The sequence below is a fragment of the Mycobacterium sp. IS-2888 genome (assembly GCF_001954215.1).
GTDB lineage: Bacteria > Actinomycetota > Actinomycetes > Mycobacteriales > Mycobacteriaceae > Mycobacterium.
The window spans coordinates 1-20697 of the sequence record NZ_MBET01000030.1 but is presented as its reverse complement, the minus strand read 5'-3'; the positions used below and the strand labels follow the sequence as shown (position 1 = coordinate 20697).

The following is a 20697-nucleotide window of genomic DNA, read 5'->3' as shown; positions in this document are numbered from 1 at the left end:
GCGTGGGTCGCGTCGATGTCCTCGGCGAACCCGTACGCGTAGACGAACGTCGAATTGGACGCCACATCGCAGCGCACGTCGTTAGCCGCCGCGATCACCACGAACAGCTGGACATACGTCCGCAGCCCCCGGCTGCCCGCGTTCCCGATGGTGATGGTCCGCTGCGTCGGGGTCTGCGCGGCCGTTCGGTTGGACGAATGCGAGCGCGCTACCGCCAAATCGATGGACGCCGCCGTCGCCAGGCGTTGCGCGGCGCTCATGAACGCATCGGCCTCGTGGGGGTTGTCGGTGCCCTCGGCCTGACGCAGCAGCGCGGCGATCCGCGCCAGCATCTTGTCGTCAGTCATGAGCGCCGCTCCTCCTCATCGCTTCGCTCTGCATCGTCGCCGGCGGAGTCATGTCGTCAAACTAACGGACCGATCCGACACGTCGCTTACAGCCGCTCGGTGATCCACGAGACGACGTCCTCGAGGACCTGGTCACGCTCGGGCTCGTTGAAGACCTCGTGGTACAGCCCGGGATAGACCTTCAACGTGACGTCGGTGGAGCCGACGCATTCGATCAGGCGGCGGCTGCCCGCGACGGGAATCAGCCGGTCGTCGGAGCCGTGCATCACCAGCAGCGGCGCGGTCAGCGCCGGCGCCCGCCGCGGCATCGTCTCGCCGACCTGCAGCAGCGCACGCCCGATTCCGGTCGGGACCTTGCCGTGGTACACCAGCGGGTCGGCGTTGTAGGCCGCCACCACCGCGGGGTCCCGGGAGATGGCGTTGACGTCGAGATCCTGCACCGGAAGGCCGGGCGCGACGACGCCCAGCACTTTGGCGGCGATCGCCATCAGCGGATTCACCTGCTCCTGGGCCGCCACCGCCGGACCCGACAACACCATCAGGTCGTAGTTGTCCGGGCGTTCGACGCCGTAGGCGAAGACGATCCCGCCGCCCATGCTGTGCCCGAGCACGACGCATTTGAGGCCGTGGTGTTCGCGGGTGGCGATGCCGACCAGGGTGTCGAAGTCGGCCGTGTACTCGGAGATGTCGCGCACCAGCACCCGCTTGCCGCCGGAGCGGCCGTGGCCCCGGTGGTCCAGCGCGTAGGTGACCAGCCCGGCGCGGCCGAAGCACTGCGCGACGTGGTCGTAGCGGCGGGCGTACTCGCCCAGACCGTGTGAGAGCACGACCACGGCTCGCGGCGCGGTGTCCGGAATCCAGACGTCGTAGACGATGCGCACGCCGCCCAGGCCGTCGAAACTTCTTTCGCTGCGGGTCGTACTCATCATGTGGCAGCGTAGTGGCCACCTCGCCGGGATGCGTCGGAGGCTCTGCGTACGCTCGAAGCCGTGACTGTGCTCGCGGAAAACCCCCAGAGCGAGCCCGGCGGGGATTTCTCGGCCCATGCCGAGCCGTACCGGCGTGAACTGCTCGCGCACTGCTATCGGATGACCGGCTCCGTGCACGACGCGGAGGACCTGGTGCAGGAGACGTTCCTGCGGGCCTGGAAGGCCTACGACCGCTTCGAGGGCAAGTCGTCGATACGAACCTGGCTGCACCGCATCGCCACCAACACCTGCCTGACCGCGCTGGAGGGCCGGCAGCGGCGGCCGTTGCCGACCGGGTTGGGGAGTCCCAGCTCGGACCCGGGGGCGGAGCTGGTGGAGCGCCGCGAGGTGCCTTGGCTGGAGCCGCTGCCCGACCCGACGGACGAACCCGCCGACCCTTCGGTCATCGTCGAGTCCCGGGAATCGGTGCGGTTGGCGTTCGTCGCTGCGCTGCAGCACCTCTCACCCCGGCAGCGGGCGGTGCTGTTGCTGCGCGACGTGCTGCAGTGGAAGTCCGCCGAGGTGGCCGACGCGATCGGTACCACCACGATCGCCGTCAACAGCCTGCTGCAGCGGGCCCGCTCGCAGATGGAAGCCGTCGGCCCCAGCTCCGGTGACCGGTTGGCCGCGCCGGAATCGCCGGAGGCGCAGGACCTGCTGGACCGCTACATCGCGGCCTTCGAGGCCTACGACATCGACCGGTTGGTCGAGCTGTTCACCGCCGAGGCGGTCTGGGAGATGCCGCCATACACCGCCTGGTACCAAGGCCCGCGCGACATCGTCAGCCTCATCCATCAGCAGTGCCCCGCCGAGTCCGCCGGCGACATGCGCATGATTGGCTTGACCGCCAACGGCCAGCCCGCCGCGGCGATGTACATGCGCGACGGCGATGTGCACCTGCCCTTTCAGCTGCACGTGCTCGATGTGCGCGGCGACCGGGTCGCACACGTGGTCGCCTTCCTCGACGATGCGTTGTTCGCGAAGTTCGGGTTGCCCGCCTCGCTATGAGGCTGCGCGCCTCGACCGTGACGCTACGGTCACATTCGACGCCCAGCGTGACGGCAGCGTCACGTTCGGCGCAGACGTCGGAAGGGTGCGGCAGATGACGGAATCCCCGCGGGCGGTACCGGTAGCCGGTCGGCCGCTACTGCTGCTGGGCGCCTTCGACATTGGCAGCGTGGGCTATGCGGCCGAGGAATTCTTCCTCTCCGGGACGGCGAGGTCCTACGCCCCCGAAACGGCGCTGAGCCCCGACGGTCGGTGGAGCGTAACCCCTTGCGGCACTGCCGATTACACCACTCGCGCGGTGGTATTGACGCCGACGGACCCGGCCCGCTTCAACGGGACCGTGCTCGTCGAATGGCTCAACGTGAGCGGCGGCATCGACGCTCCCGCGGTGTGGATGATGGCGCATCGCGAGGTACTTCGCTCGGGCTACGCCTACGTCGCGGTCTCGGCCCAGCGGGTGGGGATCGACGGAGGCGAGAGCCTGCTCGGCTTCGACATGTCGCTGAAGACCCAGGACCCGGCACGGTATGCACCCCTGAGCCATCCCGGGGACGCGTTCGCCTACGACATCTTTTCCCAAACCGCCAAATTCGCCAGGGGGATCCTGCCCGGGGTGCAACACGTGGTCGCGGTGGGCGAGTCCCAATCCGCGATGTTCCTCACGACCTACGTCAACGCCGTCGATCCGCTCGCCCGAGCCTACGACGGCTTCCTGGTCCATTCCCGATTCGGTTCTGCCGCACCGCTTGACGGCATTTCCATCTTCGATGAATCGCAGACCGGCATGCCGGATGCGGTGCGGTTCCGTCCGGACCTGCGCGTCCCGCTCGTCACGATCATCACCGAAACCGACCTCTTGGGCCCGGTGCGGTATGGCTACTACTTCGCCCGGCAACCCGACAACGAATGGCTGCGGGTCTGGGAGATCCCCGGGGCCTCTCATGCCGACAACTACACGATCCAGGTGGCGCCGATCGACAGCGGCTCGGCGCCTCTCGACGACATCGTGGCGGCCTACGCGCCGACCAACATGCTGATGGGTCAGCAACTCGGGCACTGCATCAACTTTGCGCCGCAACACCACTACGTGGTGCAGGCCGCGCTCGCGGCCCTGAACGCATGGGTCCGCACCGGCGAGCCGGCGCCCACCGCCCCACCCATCGCCGTGCGCGAAACCGACCAGCCCCAACCGATTCTGGACGCCAACGGCCTGGCCCGCGACGGCATCAGGACCCCGTGGGTGGACGTGCCGATCGCGCGAACCTCCGGCATGGGCGCCTCAGGCGTCTCGGAGCTCGACCCGTCAAGCGTCATGACGGCGATCTTCGGCTCGGGCGAACGTTTCGACGATGCCACCGTGCGCCGGCTCTACCCGGGCGGGGCCGGCGAATACCTCGAAAGGTTCACCGCCGCACTGGATACGGCGATCCAGTCCGGGTTCATCCTGGCCGCGGATCGCGCCGAGATTCTCGAAATCGCCGACGCGACCTATCCGCGCGGCCGCTCAGAATAGGCGGCTGTCCGGCGGCGGCCCCTCCACCGGGCGCACCAGCCCGGTCCCGGTGATCAGCGGCAGGTCCAGCGCCGACAGCAGCCCGGGTGCGGCGGCGCACACCGCGGGGATCGCGTTGACCATGCGCGACGCGCCCGCGACGCGTGCGCCCAGATCGTGGTCGTGGTCCTCGGCCATCTCGAACTCGCACCGCATGCTCGGCGAACCCTCGATCTCGACGCGGTAAAGCCCACGCCCGGAAGCCAATCCGTAGCCGAGGTCCTTGGGCTCGATGGAGATGTTCGGCTGCGGCCAGTCCGGTGCGATGTCGTCGCGCATCCGGGTGACGTGGTCGATGACGAGCGTCGGCTTGTCACCGACGTAACCGGTCAGCGTCGAGCGCATCGCCGCGATGGTGCCGGCCGCGATGTGCCCGGTGGGCGTGTCGAAGGCCTCGGTGGCAGGCAGTCGCTCGTTGCTCTCCTCGATGTTGTCGATTTTGACTCCCAGCCCCGACGCGAGCTGGTGTAGCACCGGGCCCCAGCCGAAGGTGAACACCCCGGGCGTGGCAGCGAAAGCGTCGAATTCGGGCGGCTTGCCGAAGCCAAGGATCTCGTATACGGCGGCCTTGTCGGGGTAGGTGGCGTAGTTGAACATCTCCGTCACCCGGACCGACTCGATGGCCCGGGATACGCCCGTAAGGACCAGCGGCAGAACGTCATTGGCGAACCCCGAGTCGATGCCGGTGGTGAAGAACGACACGCCGCCCTCCAGCGCGGCGCGCCGCAGCGGCTCGGTGAAGGCCGCATCGACAGCGTCGGGGAACACCAGCGGCACCACCGAACACGACACCACGTTCTTTCCGGCCCGCAGGATCGACACCATGTCATCCACGGCCTCCAGCGGCCGCAGATTGGCGCCGGCCGCGTACACCACCACGTCGGCGTTCCCGGCCAGCATCGGCGCGGCGTCCTGGCTGGCGACCACACCGACCGGTGCGACGCCGCAGAGTTCGCCCGCGTCGCGGCCCGCTTTGGCGGCGCTGTGCACGACGACATCGACCAGTTCGAGCGCGGGGTGGTCGATGACGCCCCGCAGGGCGATCACGCCCATCGAGCCCGGACCCCAGACGCCTACTTTGAACACAAAACTATCTCCTAATATTAGGATGGCTAGATCTACATTTAGGACAAATCTAGGGAGGTGGACGTGGCTGCGTCAACCGTCAAATCGCCGCCCACTGGCCGGGTGATGGATGTGCTTGCCACGCTTGCGGATTCACCCGAGGGGCGGACCTCGGCCGAGCTGGCGAAGAGCTGCGGGATCAGCACCTCGACGTGCGCCCTGGTGTTGGCGGAGCTGGAGCGGGGAGCATGGGTGACGCGGCGCGAGGACCGCCGCTTCTTTTTGGGCAGCGGGTTGTTCGCGCTAGTCCACGGGCTGCGGACGCAGTTCCCGCTGCTGGACCGGGGGCGCGAGGCGCTGTCCTTCCTGCACGACACCCTCGGCGCCGGCTGCTCGATGTCGAAGATCGGCGAGAAGCAACTGACCACCGTCGATGCCGTCGGGCACGCCACTGACGGCGAGCACGCCGTCGGCCAGTGCTTCCCCATCGACCCACCGTTCGGACTGGTCGCGATGGCCTGGCGCGACGACGATTCCGTCCGGGCCTGGCTGCATCGGGTGACGCCGCGGCTGACCCCCGCCGAGATCGCCGACCATCAGCGGGTGCTGGCCGACATCCGGGCCCGCGGCTATGGCGCGTGGCGGTTCGACGATACCCACCGATCGCTGCACGACAGGCTGGCCGCAGCGCTGGCGTCGCTGGAGCCGACGGCACAGGTGACCCGGCGGTTGACCACGCTGATGACGATGGTGACGTTGCAGTCGGTCACCGATGTCCTCGAAACTGAGCTGGCCGCAACGGAATTCGTTGTGCTGCCGATTTTTGGGCCGGATGGCCAGCCGGAGTACCAAGTCGAGATCCACCTGGGCCGCCCGGCCGGGCTGGCGCTGCCGGAGCTGGACGACGCGCTGCGGCACGCGCAAGGCCTGCTGACCCCACTAGGCTGAGGACATGCCCGCCAACTCCGAGATTCGGCGTGCGGCCGACCGGGCCGTCACCACGACGTCGTGGCTACGGTCCAGGCATTCGTTCTCGTTCGGTGACCATTACGACCCCGACAACACCCACCACGGGCTGCTCTTGGTGAACAACGACGACATCGTGGAGCCCGGAAGCGGATTCGACACCCACCCGCACCGCGACATGGAGATCGTGACATGGGTGCTGCAAGGTGAACTCACACACCAGGATTCGGCCGGCAACCGCGGGGTGATCTATCCCGGCCTGGCCCAACGCATGTCGGCCGGCAGCGGAATCCTGCATTCGGAAAAGAACGAGTCATCAACGGATCCCGTGCATTTCGTGCAGATGTGGGTGATCTCCGACGAGACCGGCATCTCCCCCAGCTACCAGCAGCACGAGGTGGACCCCGACCTGCTGGACGGCGGGCTTGTGACCATCGCCTCAGGCATACCCGGACATGAGGCGGCCATCACGCTGCACAACCGCAACGCCGCGCTGCATTGCGCGCGCCTGCGACCCGGCGACTCGGTGAACCTTCCGCGGGCCCCCTACCTGCATCTCTTCGTGCCGCGCGGGCGGGTCAGCGTGGAGGAGACCGGAGAGCTCGAAGCGGGCGACGCGATCCGGTTCACCGACGCCGAGGGCCGGCGGCTGACCGCAAGCGAGCCGGCGGAACTGCTCATTTGGGAGATGCATGCCGGTCTGGGGGGTTGAGACGACATAGAGTGGGCACGACAGACAGGAGCCCGCATGTCTCAATCGCAGCCGCGGCACGCGGCGCCGAACCCCAAGCGAAACATAAAAGCGCTACGGACCGTGCGGTTCTGGGCGTTGCCGATCGTCGTCACGCTGGCCCTCATGTCGGCGCTGTGCGCCCTGTATTTGGGCGGGATCCTCAACCCGACGACCAACCTGCGGCATTTCCCCATCGCGGTGGTGAACCAGGACGCCGGGCCGGCGGGCAAGCAGATCGTCGACGGTCTGGTCGCAGGCTTGGACAAGGACAAGTTCGACATCCGGGTCGTCACCCATGACGAGGCCCAGCGCATGCTGGACCGGGCCCAGGTGTACGGCGAGGCGGTGATACCGCCGACCTTCTCGTCGAGGCTGCGGGACTACGGGGCGAGCGCGGTCACGACCGGCCGCTCCGAGCGGCCGGTGATCTCGATCTCGACAAACCCGCGGGCGGGCACGCTGGGCTCCAGCATCGCCGGGCAGACCCTCACCCAGGCGATGACCGTGGTCAATAGCAAAGTGGGCCAACGACTTTCCGCCGACGTGACTGCCCAAACCGGCGGGGCGCCGATGGCGGGCGCGGCGGTGGTGGGGCTTGCCAGTCCAATCGACATCAAGTCTGGCGTGTACAACCCATTACCGAACGGAACGGGCAACGGGCTGTCGGCGTTCTATTACGCGCTGTTGCTGCTGCTCGCGGGATTCACCGGCAGCATCGTCGTCAGCACACTGGTCGACTCGCTGCTCGGCTACGTGCCGGCGGAATGGGGCCCGGTGTACCGGTTTGCCGAGCAGGCCAACATCTCTCGATTCCGCACGTTGTTGGTCAAGTGGGGAATCATGGCGATCCTGGCCCTGCTCACGTCGGCGGTCTATCTGGCGATCGCGCACGGCCTCGGGATGCCGATCCCACTCGGCTGGCAGCTGTGGCTGTACGGGGTGTTCGCGATCATCGCCGTGGGCATCACGTCGAGTTCTCTGATCGCCGTGCTGGGCTCGATGGGCCTGTTGTTTTCGATGTTGATCTTCGTGATCCTCGGCTTACCGTCGGCAGGAGCCACCGTCCCGCTGGAGGCGGTGCCGCCGTTCTTCCGTTGGCTGGCCGAATTCGAGCCGATGCACCAGGTGTTCCTCGGCGTGCGGTCGCTGGTGTACCTGGGTGGCCACGGGGATGCCGGTTTGTCGCAGGCGTTGCTGATGACCTCCGTGGGCCTGGTCATCGGGTTGTTGGTCGGCGGCATCATCACGCACCTGTACGACCGCAAGGGCTTTCACCGGATTCCCGGGGCCGTCGAACTGGCGATAGCCGCGGAACATCAAGCCCAGCATCAGGCGCGCGCAAGCAAGGAGGGCGCGCGCGCCACCCAGCCCGAGCCCGAGCCCGAGGCTGCGGCCGGCGGCGAGGAGCACGAGGGCACCCTCGACGACGAACCTCAGCCCGCGCACGAAAGCCCAAGCGAGCAAACGTAATTCCAGCGCGGCCGAAGCGTCACGCGTTTGTTACTTAAGTTGACAGTGGGGCCTGTGTGGCTGATGCTGTGCATGTTGCATCCTCACCCGGGCCGAAAGGGCTACCGTGCTGACCCGCCCCCCAGGTTGGCGCCGACTGGCCGCCTGCTGCACCGCCGTGCTCGCATGCGTGACGCTGGCGAGCACCACGGGCCAGCCCCTCGCGCGCGCCGCGGACGGCCGGGAGATGCTGGCCAGCGCCATCAGCACCACCCAGGGCTCCTACCTGGTGTACAACTTCGGCCCCGGTCATCCCACGCCGATGCTCAACGCCGGCGGTGGCTGGTACGAGATGAACAACGGCGGCCACCTGATGATCATCAAGAACGCGGCCGGGCGGCTTGCCCCGCACCTGTTGGTGGACAGCCACCAAGGTGACCAGGCGCGCTGCGAAAGCAATCCCGCCGCCCGAACCTCCGAGGGACTCTGGCAGGCCTCGGAGATCTACCCTCCGCTGCAGGCGTGGCAGCGGATGGGACAACCCACGATCGCCATCAACGCCAACTTCTTCGACGTGCGCCCGCAGAAGGGCGGCTCCTGGCGGCAGACCGGCTGCAGTTCACCGCTGGGCGCGTTCGTGGACAACACCAACGGCCAGGGCCGCGCCAACCAGGCGGTCACCGGCACCGTCGCCTATCCCGGCAAGCAAGGCCTTTCGGGCGGCGGCGAGAGCTGGAGCGCGCTGACGACGATGATCCTCCCGTCGGGTGCGGCGCCGTATGTGGTGTGGCCGAAGGGCAAGAACGACTACGACTCCGCCACCCCGGTGATCCAGGACCTGCTCAACAAGAACGCGAGGTTCGTCGCGGTGTCCGGCATCGGGCTGCTGGCGCCGGGCAACACCGGGCAGCTCCACGACGGAGGTCCGAGCGCGGCGCGTACGGCCCTGGCCTACGCGAAGCAAAAGGACGAGATGTACATCTTCGAAGGCGGCAGCTACACACCGGACAACATCCAGGACCTGTTCCGCGGCCTCGGCAGCGACACGGCCGTTTTGCTCGACGGCGGTGGGTCCTCGGCCATTGTGCTGCGCCGCGAAACCGGCGGCATGTGGGCGGGCGCCGGGTCACCGCGGGGCTCGTGCGACACGCGGCAGGTGCTGTGCGACTCGCACGAGCGCGGCCTGCCGAGCTGGCTGGCATTCAATTAGCTTCGGCCGCAGCGCTTTTGGTGGCATTCGGCCCCAATCGGAAGATCAGCAGGCTTGCCGCCACCACCGCTGCGGTGACCCCGAACACCGGAGCGACGACGAACCGCGACATCGTGGCGCCGGCAAAGGCGCCGGCACACATCGTGAAAACGACGCTGAACCGCAGCTTTTCGCGGGCGCCGGTGCCGCCGGCGAGACGGCTGTCCAGGCCGAGGCTGACGATCGTCGAGGTCAACACCGTGGTGGAGAGTTCTTGGATCCCGAACTGGCGGGCACTCGAGTGCTGCAGGCCGAACGTCACCGCGAGCGCGCCGATCAGGATCAGTTTGGTGTTGTCGTGATAGCGCAGCACTCCCGTCCCGCCCAGGATCGACAGCGCGATCAACAACACGATCTCCGCCGCCAACACCGTGGTGATCCACGACCGGGTGCGCTCGCCGAAGTGCCGTGCCAACCGGCCGCTGAGGATGGTGGTGCAGACGAAGGTGGGCAGCGCCACCACGACCGCGGTCAGGTCGATGCTGGTTTTCGGCGCGAGCCAGAAGCCAAGGAAGATCACGTTTCCGGTCATATTCGCGACGAACACGTGGCCGAGCGCCAGGATGCTGATCGAGTCGGCCAGGCCGGTGGCGAAGGTCAGCAACAACAACGCCGCAACGGTCGATCGCTCCGATACCGGCGAAGTAACGGCCATGGGATGCAGGGTCTTTCGGCCCGCGCTACGGCCGGGGCGTCAGATCCAGCGAGGTGATGGTCGTCATCCTGGTCACCAGCCAGCGCCCCTTCACGCGCTTCATGAACAGCCGGTAGGACAGGTACTTCAACGCCGGGATGTTCTTGGTCAGCGGGCTGGTGGACGTGGTGTTGGTGTACACGATGACGACGGCGTTCGGGTCATCCAGCGATTCCACCGCCGCGCCGGTGACCTGGGTGCTGTTGGTCACTTTCGCCTGCTTGTTGGGCGCCACGATCGAGTCGACGAATTTGCGGTACTGGGCTTCGAAATCGCCGCTGAGGTACGTCGCGGCGCGATCGGCCAGGCCGTCCATGTTCTCCGGGGTGTAGGTCCACAGGGTCGTGATCGCGTTGGCCGCGGTCCGGGCCACCTTGAGTTTGGTTGCGGCGGTGGCACGGTCGGTCAGGTAGGGCTGCAGGGTCGAACCCGCAAACGCCGCGGAACCGACGAAGAGCACCGCCGCCAGCGCGACGGCAATGGCCCTGCCCTTCCCGCCGAGTCGCTTGAAGCGGAAGCGGACGCGCTTGGGCTTGGACTTGGTAGTCGCTGCCGGCTCATCGGCCTTGTCGTCCTCGTCCGCCTCAGCGCCGGGCTCTTCGGCTTCTGTCGCCGCAGAGTCAGTTTCGTCCTGCTCGACGGAGTCGTCGCTCTGGGCTTCCTTGGTTACCTTGGCCACCTTGGCTTCTGGGGTTTCCGAAGTTTCCGAGGCCTTTTCGGTCAGATCACCTGCAGCAGGTTGCTGATCTTCCACTGCTTCCCTTCCTGCGTTGCGGTTACCGTCCACCGATTCGTGTTCTCGATTACCTGCTTCTCATCCGGCGACTTGGAGGTGACCGCGGTCGCCACCATTACGGTGACGGTGCCGTCGTCGTTCCAGCGTTCGACGCCGGTGCCCAGGACGGTGCCCGTGGCCGGTTCGGCGCGCGCGACCTGGAGCAGGATCTCGTTCGCCTTGTCCGTGTACTGCTTGGCGAACTCACCCGTCGCCTGGGCCAATATCCGGTCTACGTAGTTGTTGGCGTGAAAGGGATCGATGGAGGTGAACTCCGTCATGAAACCCGTCACGTAATTGAGCACCTGGCGGTCTTTCGAAGCCTGGTGTTCGGCGGACTGATGAGAGATCAGCATCAGGGTGGAGGCCGTGACCGCCGCCGCCATGACGAGCGCGGCAACGGCGATCATGAGCGGGTACGCCCACGGCCGGTACGACATCGGCGGGCGCGCGACGAGCAGGGAGTCCTCGCCCGGCGCAAATTTGCGGCGCGGACTCATTTTCCGTTCCCGGGTGGTTTCGGTTTGGTCAGGACGCTGAGGTCGTCGACGAGCCAGCGGTCGTTGCCGCCTTTGGCGAAACTCACCCGCACGGTCGCGCTGATATACCGCTGCTCGGGCCCCACACCGCGCCGCCCCTGCATGAACAACAGCATCGTCGCCCGGTCCGGCGTCGCCGTTTCGATGGAGCCGTCGGTCACCCAGTACTCGTTGATGACCGGGTTGCCTTTTTCGACGATGCCCTGCTGTTCGGCGAGCTTGTGCCGATATTTGTCGGTCGCCAGCGACTGGGCGCGGGAAAAGTCGTCGTGTAGCGACTTCGGGTCGTACGTCAGCATCTGTGCGACGATCTTCGGCCCCTGCACCTGGATCTGGGCCTTGGTTTGTTCGCTTTCCCGATCGCGGGAATACACCACCAGATAGCTCACGCCGACGCCCGCAACGCACACCGCCGCCGCGGTGATGACCGCGACCGCGCTCCAGCGCCGCATGTTCGGCGGCCGCCGATCCGGTTCGACCCAGCGGGCCTCGGTGCGCAGCAGCATGTCGGCGAAGGTGCAGCCGCGTGAATCCCAAAGCGGCCATAGCCATCCCACCAGCGACACGGTGTCGAGGAGATGGGCGAGGTCCCGAAGCAGCAGCCCCCACACCCCGAGCGGCTCGCCGTCGCGGTGCAGCACCGTGATGCCACAGAGCGCGCGGCCCAGGCTCCAGCCGACGATGCTCGGCAACACCAACCGGTTGACCAACGTCAGCAGGATGGCCACGCCGAGGACCGAGACGCACACCCACCACCAGACCGGGTGCTTGCGGACGGTCAGCGCGGCCAACGCCATCGTCGCCACCACGGCACCCCCCGGAAGCACATCGAGGGCGAACGCACCCGCCCGGATGTGCCAGGGCGCCAATGCATTCCGCGGTGACTCCGGGACTTCCGCCTTGGTCTGGGTCTTAGCTTGCGTCTCCTCGACCACCACCGTCACTTCGTCACCTGGTCGAGCTTGGCGATCCTGTACTGACCCTCCGCGGTCGCCATCGTCACCCGCAGCCGATACCCGGTCTCGTTCTCCGACTTGTCGCTGGCGACCTTGACGCGCATCGCGACGAGTACGTCGATGGAACCGTCTTTGTTGTTGCGCTCCACCGCCGCTCGCACATCGGCCACCTGGACGTGGATGTTCGAAGCCTGGTACGCCTGAACGAGCATGCTGGTGTACAGCAGGGCTTGGGCGCGGAAAGCGTCTGTGCCGCAGTCGATGATCTTCTGTTCGCTCGCGACCATCGCGTTGGTGTCCGGCGCCTGGGTCGCCGAAACACAATCGACCGCCGCTTTGAGCGCCGCGGCGTTGTTGCGCGCGATCACCTGGCTGTCGTGGTGGTAGCGCAGCGCAAGATAGCCGCCGGCCCCGATGCCACCGGCCGCCAGGACCAGTGCCGCCGCGATACCGGCCACCCACCCGCGACCGAGCCGCGACGGGCGGCGCTCCGCGGCGGCATCCCCGCCCTCGACGGCAGCGTCTTCGGATTCTTCCGAATCCTCGGTAGTCACCTCAGCGCCGAGCTGCTCCGCTTCGCCCTCGGGCTCCGCCACGTCCGCCGTCTCGGGCTCCGCCGCGGCGGTCACCTCGTCGCTGGTTTCGTCAGCCTCGGATTCCGGCGAATCCTCGGCCGTCACCTCGGCGCTGGTTTCGTCGGTGCTGCTCTGGTCGGCCTCGACCTCGGAGTCCTGACGGTTCTTCCGCCCTGGCCTTAGGGAAAGCCTGCGCAGACGACGAGCAATCGGCATCGGTGGGGGGTTCAGCCGGCCGGCGCCAGCATCTCCTTCCATCCGTCGTCTCCTGTTTTAGTCGAGTTTTCGACGGACCATTTAACTCCGTCGGGCCCTATCAGTTGACCGCTCTGCGGACTGTATACCGCCGACGGGGGGCCCCCGCCCGGAGTGTAGACACACGGGTTGGGCTGCTGTCCGTTGCACGTCACGGTACCCGATCCCGGCCGCGACAACGGGTCGCTGGTCGGCGGGGGCGTCCCGGCGACCCGGTCCGACGGCGCGGGGTTCATTCCGTTGTTGATCGACGGTGCCGGAATCACCATGCCCGGTCGCACCGACTGGTCACAGCGCGCGGCGGGTGCGGGGCAGGTCAGGATCTGGTTCGGGTCTCCGTACCAGGGGTTGGTTCCGGCCGGCACGTACGGCCTGGGGTCGCGGCACTCGCGTGGTGTGGCCGCCCGCTTACCGGGGATATCGACACACGGGATGTTGCGCGATCCACGCACGCTGTTGGCCGGCGTGTCCATCGGGATCTTGCAGTAGGTACCCGACGGCAGCGGCACCATGCTGGTGTCGGCCGGGGACCGCCATTCCGACGCGGGAACGAAACCCGTCAGGCAGGGTGGCGGCCAGTTGATCGACAGCCCCAGGTCGAGCGCCGCCTGGTTTGGGAACGGCGCGCCCACCGTCTGCGCGATCGACGCACCCTGCGGCAGGAACACCAGCACCTGTTCCAGACCGGTGTGGTAGCGCTTGAGCAGGTCGAACACGACCTCGAGGTTCGCTAGCGTCTGCGGTAGCGAATCCCGGACGTCGTTGAACACGTCGTTGACCTGATCGGCGGTCGGTGCCGCTTGGGACAGAATGCTTCTCACGTGCTGGTCGTTCGCCGCCGACTGCGCGGCCAAGGTGTTCAGGTTGCGCGCCCAACGCTCGATCGCGTCATTCGAATTGACCTGGCTGTCGAGGATCGGCCCGGAGTTCTGGATGATGTCGTTGACGTTGGTGATGTTGGTCCGAAAGTCCCCGACGATCGCCTGCGTGGAGTCGACGAGCCGTTGCAGGGCGGGCCCCAGCCCGCCGACCGATTCCGCGGTCTCGTCGAGCAGCTGGCCGATCTTGTCCTTCGGCAACACCGCAAGCCCCCGGTTGGCGGTGTCCAGCGCCGGCCCGATCTCGGAGGGCACCGTGCCCTTGGAAATGGTCTGTCCGTCGGAAAGGAACTTGCCGGGGTTGCCCGGCGACACCAGGTCCAGATACTGCTCACCGACCGCCGACACCGAGTGCACGTTGGCGATCGCGTCGATCGGGACCTTGTAGCGGCTGTCGATACTGAGCGTCGCTTCGGCGCCTTGTTCGGTGGGCTCGACGTCGGTGACCTTGCCGATGGTGATACCGCGATAGGTCACGTTCCCCGTTGGATATAGCCCGCCCGAAGCCGGCAGCTCGGCCTTGAGCGTGTATCGACCGACGCCCATCAGGCTCGGGATCTGCAGGTAGTAGATGCCCAGCACACTCAGCGAGATCACCGTCAGGATCCCGAACAGTATGAGCTGGCGTCGAACGAAGGGAGTCAGCATTGTCCTCGCTCCGCCCTTTCCACCAGCGGTCCGCCGGGCGCGTCATTCGGGTTCGGCGTGTAGCGGACGTCGGGGATCATCGTCTCGGGATCGCGCCCGAACGACTGCTCGAGTGCGCGCAGAGCTCCCGACAACCCGGTACCGGTGAGGAACGCGTTGTCGATGGCGCTGTAGGTCAAGTCCAGTGTCAGCGACACGTTCATGTAGTCACCGCGGACCACCTTCGGAACGCTGTCGATGTCGAACGGCTGCGTGAGGATCAACTTCAGCGCGCCGATCAGGTACGGCGAGGCACGGCCGAGTTCCCGCAACGGGCATTGCAGCGATTGCAAATCCTGGTGCAAGGGTCCGCGCGCCTCGGACAGGTACTGGTCGGCGGCCTGGCTGAGCCGTCCCACCGAGTCGACCGCGTTGATCAGCAGCTGCTTGGTGTCGGCGAAATGCTTGATCAGCGGCGGGATGTCGGTCAGCACTCGATCCAGGACATCCGCACGGGCACCCACATAGACCAACAGCCGGTTGGTGGAATCAATCGCGTGGGTGATGTCGTCGCGCTGCTGATTGAGCTGGTTGGTGAAGGTATCCAGCTTGCCGAGGAAGGCCCGAATCTGCTCCCCACGCCCATTGAAGATGTTGAAGACCTCGTTCTGCAGCACCTCGAGGTTGGGAATGCCGCCACCGCGCAGGATCAACGACAGGCTGGCCAATGTTTCCTCGGTGGTGGGAAACGCGGACGAATTCTTCAGCGGAATGGTGTCGCCGGGCTTCAGCCGCTCCGGCGACGGGTTCGGCGGTGCGGCCAGCTCCACGTGCTGAGAACCCAGCAGTGAAGTCTGGCCGATCTTGGCGGTGGCGTTCTTCGGCAGCTTGACGCTCTTGTCCAGACCCAACGTCAGGGTGGCCACCCAGTTCTTCAACTTGATTTCTTTGATCGAGCCCACCAGGACGTCGGCGACCATGACCTTGCTGTTGTTGTTGATGGCCAACGTGTCCGGCATCTGCACATAGATCGTGTAAGAACCCGACCCGGTACCGGGACCGCCCGGGATCGCCACATTGGAGATGCCACGCCAGCCGCACGAGCTCAGCACCAGCGCGGCCACCAGCAACACCAGGCCCTGCCACGCGCGGCGGCGGATCAGCATCGTTGCGCCTCTCACTGCCCACCTCCTGGGTTAGCAGGCACCGGCGGCCCGCCGGCGTTGGGCGCGGGCGCTGCCACTGGCGCCGGGGTGGGAGCCACGGGACCCGGCGCCACGTCGGCTCCCGGCGGCGGCGGTGGGATCGGCACCTGCGGCGGGTTCTGGCCGATGACCGGCAAGATCGGGTTCTCGTCGTAGGAGTTGGGCGGTCCGGGCGGCGTCTGCAAGGTCGACTGGACGGGCTCGATGTTCGGGCCACCCATGAGCTCGGCCAACGACTCCGGCGTCATCAGGTCCGCGGTGATCGGCCCCACCTGCTGCCCCTGCATGCCCGGGGCGACAATCCAGCCGTGCTGCGTGTTGCGGTGCGAGGTCGGGGTGTCCGGCGACCAGATTCCGGGGACGGTGGTGTCCTTGTACCCCGGCGGCGGCTGCAGCCGCGGCTCGGAGTAGGCGATCTCCTTGGGCAGCGTCTCGGCGGTGCTGAACAGGTTCAGACCGAACGGCGGGTAGTTGAACTTGATCGCGTCGAGGATCGGCGCCAGGTACTGCGCACACAGCTCGGCCGACTCCTGATAACCGAGCCGGCTGCCGGCCTGAATGGAGCTGCAGATGAACTGCATCGGGTTGGCGAAGTTGGTGATCGCGGGAATGGCGACAACCGCGCCGTGTGACGGGTGGTAGATCTGGTTGATGTTCGCCGCTGCCGTCGGGGTGACGTGCAGGGCGGTCTCCAGCCCGTTCAGCGAATCCGGTTGCAGCACCGTGTTAGTCGCGGTGGCCAGATTGTTGAGGTCGGCGGTCAACACCTCGCGGTTCTTGTCGAGGAACGGCCGCACGGTGGAAAGCAGGCCGTCGAACTGCTGCAGCGCGTTGGACAGGTCGGTGTCGTTTTGCGCGAGCCGGCCGGTGACATCCGCCAGGTTCTGGTTCAGCGCGACGAACTGCTGATCGTCTTGGTGCAGCGCGTTGACGAACAGCGCAAGGCTGCGCACCACCGCAAAGAAGTCGCCGCGACCCTCATTGAGGGCGGTCAACGCCCGCGACAGGTTGTTCAGCGTCGTGTTGATCTGCTTGCTCTTGCCCGCCAGACCGTTGGCGAAGGACGTGATGACCTCACCGAACGGCCCCGTCGGCTGCTCTTTGGTCGGGCCGAGCTTGGAGATGATGTTGGTGATGCTGTTGCGCAATTGGTCCCACTCCACCGGGACCTGGGTGCGCTCTTCGGGGATCACCGCGTTGTCGCCGAGCACCGGGCCGCCCTTGTACACGGGCTCCAGCTGGATGGCCCGCGAGGCCACCAGGGTGGGGTTGAGGATCACCGCGGATGCGTTGGCGGGAACCTTGTATTTGTTCGCGTAGTGGAACGTCACCTTCATCTTGTCGCCCGTGGGCTCGATCTTGTCGATCGATCCCACCGGCAGACCCATGATCTGGACCTTGTCGCCCGGGTACAGCGCGTTCGCCGCCGGGAAGTAGGCGACCACGGTGTTATTGGTCAGCTTCTCGTAAAGCCGCCAGCCGACGTACCCCACGACGAGCGCCAGCACCACCACCAGCGACCCGACGATCAGCGTCGTGCGCGACAGCTTGGGTAGCCGCAGGTTGCGGATGTCGAAGACGGTGCTCAATTCTGGGTACCTCCCGTGACCCCGCTACCTCCGGCTCCGCCCGGATTGATGAAGGGCGCCGGCAACTGGTTGCCCGGCCCGGGCGGTGCCGGCGGACCCGGCGGCAGGGCCGGCGCGAAGGTCGACGGTGGCGGCGTCGGCCCGGCCGGTGCCAAGTTCTCGGTGCGCGCGCCCGGCGGTGCCTGAGGTGGCAGCGGCACCGGGGTCCCCGGAACGTTCGGCGGCGGGTCGCCGGGGCGCCCGGCGATCGGCATGCCCGGTGTGGGCGGCAGACCGTCGGGGTTCGGCGGCGACGTTTCGACGTCGACCGGCGCGGGGAAACCGACTCCACCGAACGGTCCGATGGCCGCACCCGCGCAGGGCAGCGGATTCCACGGCCGCGGCAGACCCTCATCCCCGACGGTGATGTTGCCGCCGGGATTCGCCGGACTGTACGAGCATGGTGACCCGGGCGGGACGGCCGGTCCCGGATGATCCGGGGTGCCCTCCAGCACCGGCGGCGCGGGCGGCGGCGCACCGTTGGGGAACCGGGTGCCGTTGGGGTCGGGCCACCGGAAGGACGGCAACGCGGCGCCGCGCCAGAAGTTCTCCGGGTCGATCCCGCGCTTCTTGAAAGCGGCGTCGACCCACGGCTGAACGATCTGATACAGGGCCAGGTTGTGCAGGACCACCTTGAAGAATGGTCCCGACGCGATGGCCTCGTTCAGCGACGGCAGGAACATGCCCACCTCGGTGAGCCCCGCAGCAAGATCGTCCTTACGCTGCACCAAGATGTCGCTGAGTGTGCGCAACTGTTCGAGTACGTGGTTCAGGTTCGGGTTGTCGTTGATGAAGCCCTTGACCTGCTCCGAGAATGCGGCGACGTTCGCCAACAACGCGTTGATCGCCTGACCGCGTTCGTTGAATGCGGCCAGCAGCGTCTTGGCATTGACCAGCAGCCGGTCGACCTGCTCGCTGCGGTCGCCGAGGACGCTGGCCACCTGATTGGCCTGGGCCAGAAGATGTTTGACCTCTTCGTCTCGTTTGCCGATCGTGTCGGAGAATTTGGCCACGCCCTCCAGCGCCGGGCTCAGGTGCGGGTAGGTCTGATCAATGGTCTGCGAGAGCACGTGGAGTGATTCTTTGACGGTGTCGATGTTCCAGCCCTGGGCGGCCTTGGTGACGTCGAAGAACGCGTCGTAGATCTGGTACGGGGTGGTGCTTTGCCCCAGCGGCAGTGTGGCGCCGGGCCGCAATTGCTGGTTGCCGCGCGGCTCGATCTCCATCACCTTCCTACCGAGGATGGTGTCGGTGCGGATCGCCAGCCGGCTCTCGCTGCCGATCGTGTTGGTGCCGATCGAGAACTTCATCAAGATGTGGTCGCCGTCGATCTTCATGGACTCGACCTTGCCGACGTCCATGCCGGCGATGCGCACCCGATCGCCCGCGCTGATGCCGCCGGAGTCGGTGAACTGCCCGTAGTAGGCGGGCCTGGCCATCAGCATTGGGACAGTGGTGAAGCTTTGCCCCACGCCGATCGCGAGCACCGTCACGATGATGCCCATGAGCCCGATGCGCAGGCGATTCGGAGGTTCCAGCGATCTCATTGCGGCGTGCACCTACCTGTCGGCTGCTGGAAAAGCCGGACGGTGCGGATGGGCCCCCCGGCCTGTAGGCCGTTGATCTTCATCGTGATGTCGCAGGCGTAGAAGTTCACGAAGTCGCCGTAGGACCCGATGGCGCGCCCGATCATGTTCAACCCGGGCGGCACCTTCTTGAGGTAGTCCTGCAGTTGGTCCTGCTGGTCGATCAGCGGCTGCTGTACGGCGTCCAGGTAGTTGAGTGTCTTATGCAGCAGACCGCGGTCCTCGGCCAGCAGATCGGCCACCGTGCCGGCGGCATTGCTGATGTGCGCGGTCCCGCCCGCCAAGGGGTCGGCGTGGTTCTTCAGCCCGGTGATCAACACTTCGAGGTTGTTGACGGTCTGGTCGAACTGCTGGCGATGCCGAACCGTGGTGTCCAGCACGATGTTCAGGTTCTTGATCACCTCGCCGATCGCCTGATCACGCTCGCCGAGCTGATTGGTCAGTTGGGCGGTGTTGTCCAGGATGTCGTTGATGGTGCCGCCCTGACCCTGGAACACCGTGATTAGCGCCGATGCGATCGTGTTGACCTTCTCGGGGTCCAGCGCCCGGAACAGCGGCTTGAAACCACCGATCAGGGCGTCGAGATCCAGCGCCGGCGACGTGCGAGACACCGGAATGAATCCACCCGGCGGCAGGATCCGGTCGGCGCCTTCGCCCTCGCCGCGTTTGAGCTCCAAATAGCGGTCACCGATCAGGTTGAGGTAGCGGATTTGCGCGGTCGTCGACTGATACAGCGGGACCGAGCGGTCGACGTTGAATTTCACCCGCACCCGCTTGCCACCGTCGACCAGCTCGACCGAGTCGACCTTGCCGATCTCCACCCCGGAGGCACGCACGAATTGGCCCTGCCGCAGCCCGCTGATGTTGATGAACTCCGCCGAGTACGCACTGGTGCGGTCGAACCTCATCTGGCCGAACACCACGACGATCATCACAGTGAACAGCAGCAGCACCAGCGAGAAGATGCTGAGTCGGACGATGGTACCGGTGATTTTCATGGGTTGATCGTGTTATCCCCTACCTGACGGCCCCACACGTACTCCATCGCATAGGGCGAACCGGTGTCGATGTGGTTGTAGGGCGCGATGCTGTTGCCGGTGTCCATCACCAATTCGGGTGCGGGCCACAGATCGTGGGTGATGTGCTGCCAGCAGCCGGGCGCACCCCCCGGCCCACCGCGGGCGTTCACCCGCGGCAGGTTGTCCGGCCAGGTATAGGGGTTCGGCGCGCCGCCGACCAGGCCGGCCAGCCCGCCGAGCATCGAGGCGATCAAGACGATCCCCGACAGCGGGTTCAGGATCGCGCTCAGTCCCGACAGCGCCTCGGTCTCGGTGTTCAGCGAGTAGCCGTTGCCGCCCAGGTACGTCCGGAGTTTGGGTTCCTCGTCGTGGTAGTTGCGGATGGTGCAGAAGATTTCGGGGCTGTAGGTGTCCAGCAGGTCGGCCGTGGGGACCAGGTCTTGGGCGCCGCGCGCCAGATACGGCCCACCCCGCTGGAAGATATCGGCCCCGGTGTTCCCGAACCCGGCCGCCGAGAGCAACGCCTGATCCAGATCCTTCTGCTGCGCATTGATCGAACGCGACGTCACCACCGCATGGTTGAGGAAATCAATCAAATCCGGCGCCGCATTGGCATAGGTGTC

Annotated in this window: 19 protein-coding genes and 1 pseudogene; 6 read left to right on the top strand and 14 right to left on the bottom strand. The window is 66.6% G+C overall.

What is annotated here, in order from left to right:
- Together A5745_RS05660 and A5745_RS05655 are read right to left on the bottom strand one after the other, a co-directional pair.
- On the bottom strand, window positions 1-347 hold a 347-nt coding region (locus A5745_RS05660), incomplete at its 3' end, for a DUF2786 domain-containing protein (protein WP_139329463.1).
- A gap of 86 nt (window positions 348-433) precedes the next feature.
- Complete coding sequence (locus A5745_RS05655) at window positions 434-1273, bottom strand: alpha/beta hydrolase (RefSeq protein WP_076115415.1); 840 nt, start codon at window positions 1271-1273, stop codon at window positions 434-436.
- Here A5745_RS05655 and A5745_RS05650 point away from each other — a divergent pair.
- A pseudogene (locus A5745_RS05650) lies at window positions 1221-2323 on the top strand (sigma-70 family RNA polymerase sigma factor). The gene A5745_RS05655 and the pseudogene A5745_RS05650 overlap by 53 nt on opposite strands.
- A 94-nt stretch (window positions 2324-2417) precedes the next feature.
- Window positions 2418-3836 (top strand): alpha/beta hydrolase domain-containing protein, encoded by a 1419-nt coding sequence (locus A5745_RS05645; protein ID WP_076115413.1) that lies wholly within the window; start codon window positions 2418-2420, stop codon window positions 3834-3836.
- On the opposite strand, the gene A5745_RS05640 is transcribed toward A5745_RS05645, so the two are convergent.
- The gene (locus A5745_RS05640) at window positions 3828-4961 is read right to left on the bottom strand and encodes a dihydrodipicolinate reductase (protein WP_076115412.1); all 1134 of its coding nucleotides are present in this window, start codon (window positions 4959-4961) and stop codon (window positions 3828-3830) included. The two genes, A5745_RS05645 and A5745_RS05640, sit on opposite strands and share 9 nt — an antisense overlap.
- 105 nt (window positions 4962-5066) lie before the next feature.
- Between A5745_RS05640 and A5745_RS05635 the strand changes: the two genes are divergently transcribed.
- The 4 genes from A5745_RS05635 (at window position 5067) to A5745_RS05620 (ending at window position 9298) form a co-directional block, all read left to right on the top strand.
- Window positions 5067-5888: a MarR family transcriptional regulator gene (locus tag A5745_RS05635; protein WP_076115411.1), complete on the top strand. Its 822-nt coding sequence runs from the start codon at window positions 5067-5069 to the stop codon at window positions 5886-5888.
- Window positions 5889-5892: 4 nt separating this feature from the next.
- Window positions 5893-6618 (top strand): pirin-like bicupin family protein, encoded by a 726-nt coding sequence (locus A5745_RS05630; RefSeq protein ID WP_076115410.1) that lies wholly within the window; start codon window positions 5893-5895, stop codon window positions 6616-6618.
- Between the two features lie 36 nt (window positions 6619-6654).
- Window positions 6655-8109, top strand: coding sequence for a YhgE/Pip domain-containing protein (locus tag A5745_RS05625; protein ID WP_076115409.1), 1455 nt, complete (start codon window positions 6655-6657; stop codon window positions 8107-8109).
- 79 nt (window positions 8110-8188) lie between these two features.
- Window positions 8189-9298: a phosphodiester glycosidase family protein gene (locus A5745_RS05620; protein WP_139329462.1), complete on the top strand. Its 1110-nt coding sequence runs from the start codon at window positions 8189-8191 to the stop codon at window positions 9296-9298.
- Here A5745_RS05620 and A5745_RS05615 read toward each other — a convergent pair.
- The 11 genes from A5745_RS05615 to A5745_RS05565 all read right to left on the bottom strand — a co-directional run.
- Entirely contained in the window at window positions 9291-9992 is a 702-nt protein-coding gene (locus A5745_RS05615) for a YoaK family protein (protein ID WP_076064828.1), read from the bottom strand. The genes A5745_RS05620 and A5745_RS05615 overlap by 8 nt on opposite strands.
- Window positions 9993-10017: 25 nt before the next feature.
- On the bottom strand, window positions 10018-10785 hold the full coding sequence (locus tag A5745_RS05610) for a mammalian cell entry protein (RefSeq protein WP_076064827.1): 768 nt from the start codon (window positions 10783-10785) through the stop codon (window positions 10018-10020).
- The gene (locus tag A5745_RS05605; RefSeq protein ID WP_076115408.1) at window positions 10752-11306 is read right to left on the bottom strand and encodes a mammalian cell entry protein; all 555 of its coding nucleotides are present in this window, start codon (window positions 11304-11306) and stop codon (window positions 10752-10754) included. The genes A5745_RS05610 and A5745_RS05605 overlap by 34 nt, the downstream gene beginning before the upstream one ends.
- On the bottom strand, window positions 11303-12289 hold the full coding sequence (locus A5745_RS05600) for an RDD family protein (protein ID WP_076115407.1): 987 nt from the start codon (window positions 12287-12289) through the stop codon (window positions 11303-11305). Before A5745_RS05600 ends, A5745_RS05605 begins: the two co-directional genes overlap by 4 nt.
- Window positions 12286-13134: an Mce protein gene (locus A5745_RS05595; protein ID WP_076064824.1), complete on the bottom strand. Its 849-nt coding sequence runs from the start codon at window positions 13132-13134 to the stop codon at window positions 12286-12288. The genes A5745_RS05600 and A5745_RS05595 overlap by 4 nt, the downstream gene beginning before the upstream one ends.
- Complete coding sequence (locus tag A5745_RS05590; RefSeq protein ID WP_076115406.1) at window positions 13104-14657, bottom strand: MCE family protein; 1554 nt, start codon at window positions 14655-14657, stop codon at window positions 13104-13106. The genes A5745_RS05595 and A5745_RS05590 overlap by 31 nt, the downstream gene beginning before the upstream one ends.
- Window positions 14651-15802, bottom strand: a complete 1152-nt coding sequence (locus tag A5745_RS05585) for a virulence factor Mce family protein (protein WP_076115405.1) — start codon at window positions 15800-15802, stop codon at window positions 14651-14653. The genes A5745_RS05590 and A5745_RS05585 overlap by 7 nt, the downstream gene beginning before the upstream one ends.
- A gap of 11 nt (window positions 15803-15813) precedes the next feature.
- On the bottom strand, window positions 15814-17430 hold the full coding sequence (locus A5745_RS05580; RefSeq protein ID WP_076064821.1) for a virulence factor Mce family protein: 1617 nt from the start codon (window positions 17428-17430) through the stop codon (window positions 15814-15816).
- A complete protein-coding gene (locus tag A5745_RS05575) occupies window positions 17427-19016 on the bottom strand; it encodes a virulence factor Mce family protein (RefSeq protein ID WP_076115404.1) in 1590 nt (529 codons plus the stop codon). The genes A5745_RS05580 and A5745_RS05575 overlap by 4 nt, the downstream gene beginning before the upstream one ends.
- Window positions 19013-20053: a virulence factor Mce family protein gene (locus tag A5745_RS05570; RefSeq protein WP_076064819.1), complete on the bottom strand. Its 1041-nt coding sequence runs from the start codon at window positions 20051-20053 to the stop codon at window positions 19013-19015. Before A5745_RS05570 ends, A5745_RS05575 begins: the two co-directional genes overlap by 4 nt.
- A partial coding sequence (locus A5745_RS05565; RefSeq protein ID WP_175879766.1) for an MCE family protein occupies window positions 20050-20697 on the bottom strand: 648 nt, incomplete at its 5' end. The genes A5745_RS05570 and A5745_RS05565, both read right to left, overlap by 4 nt.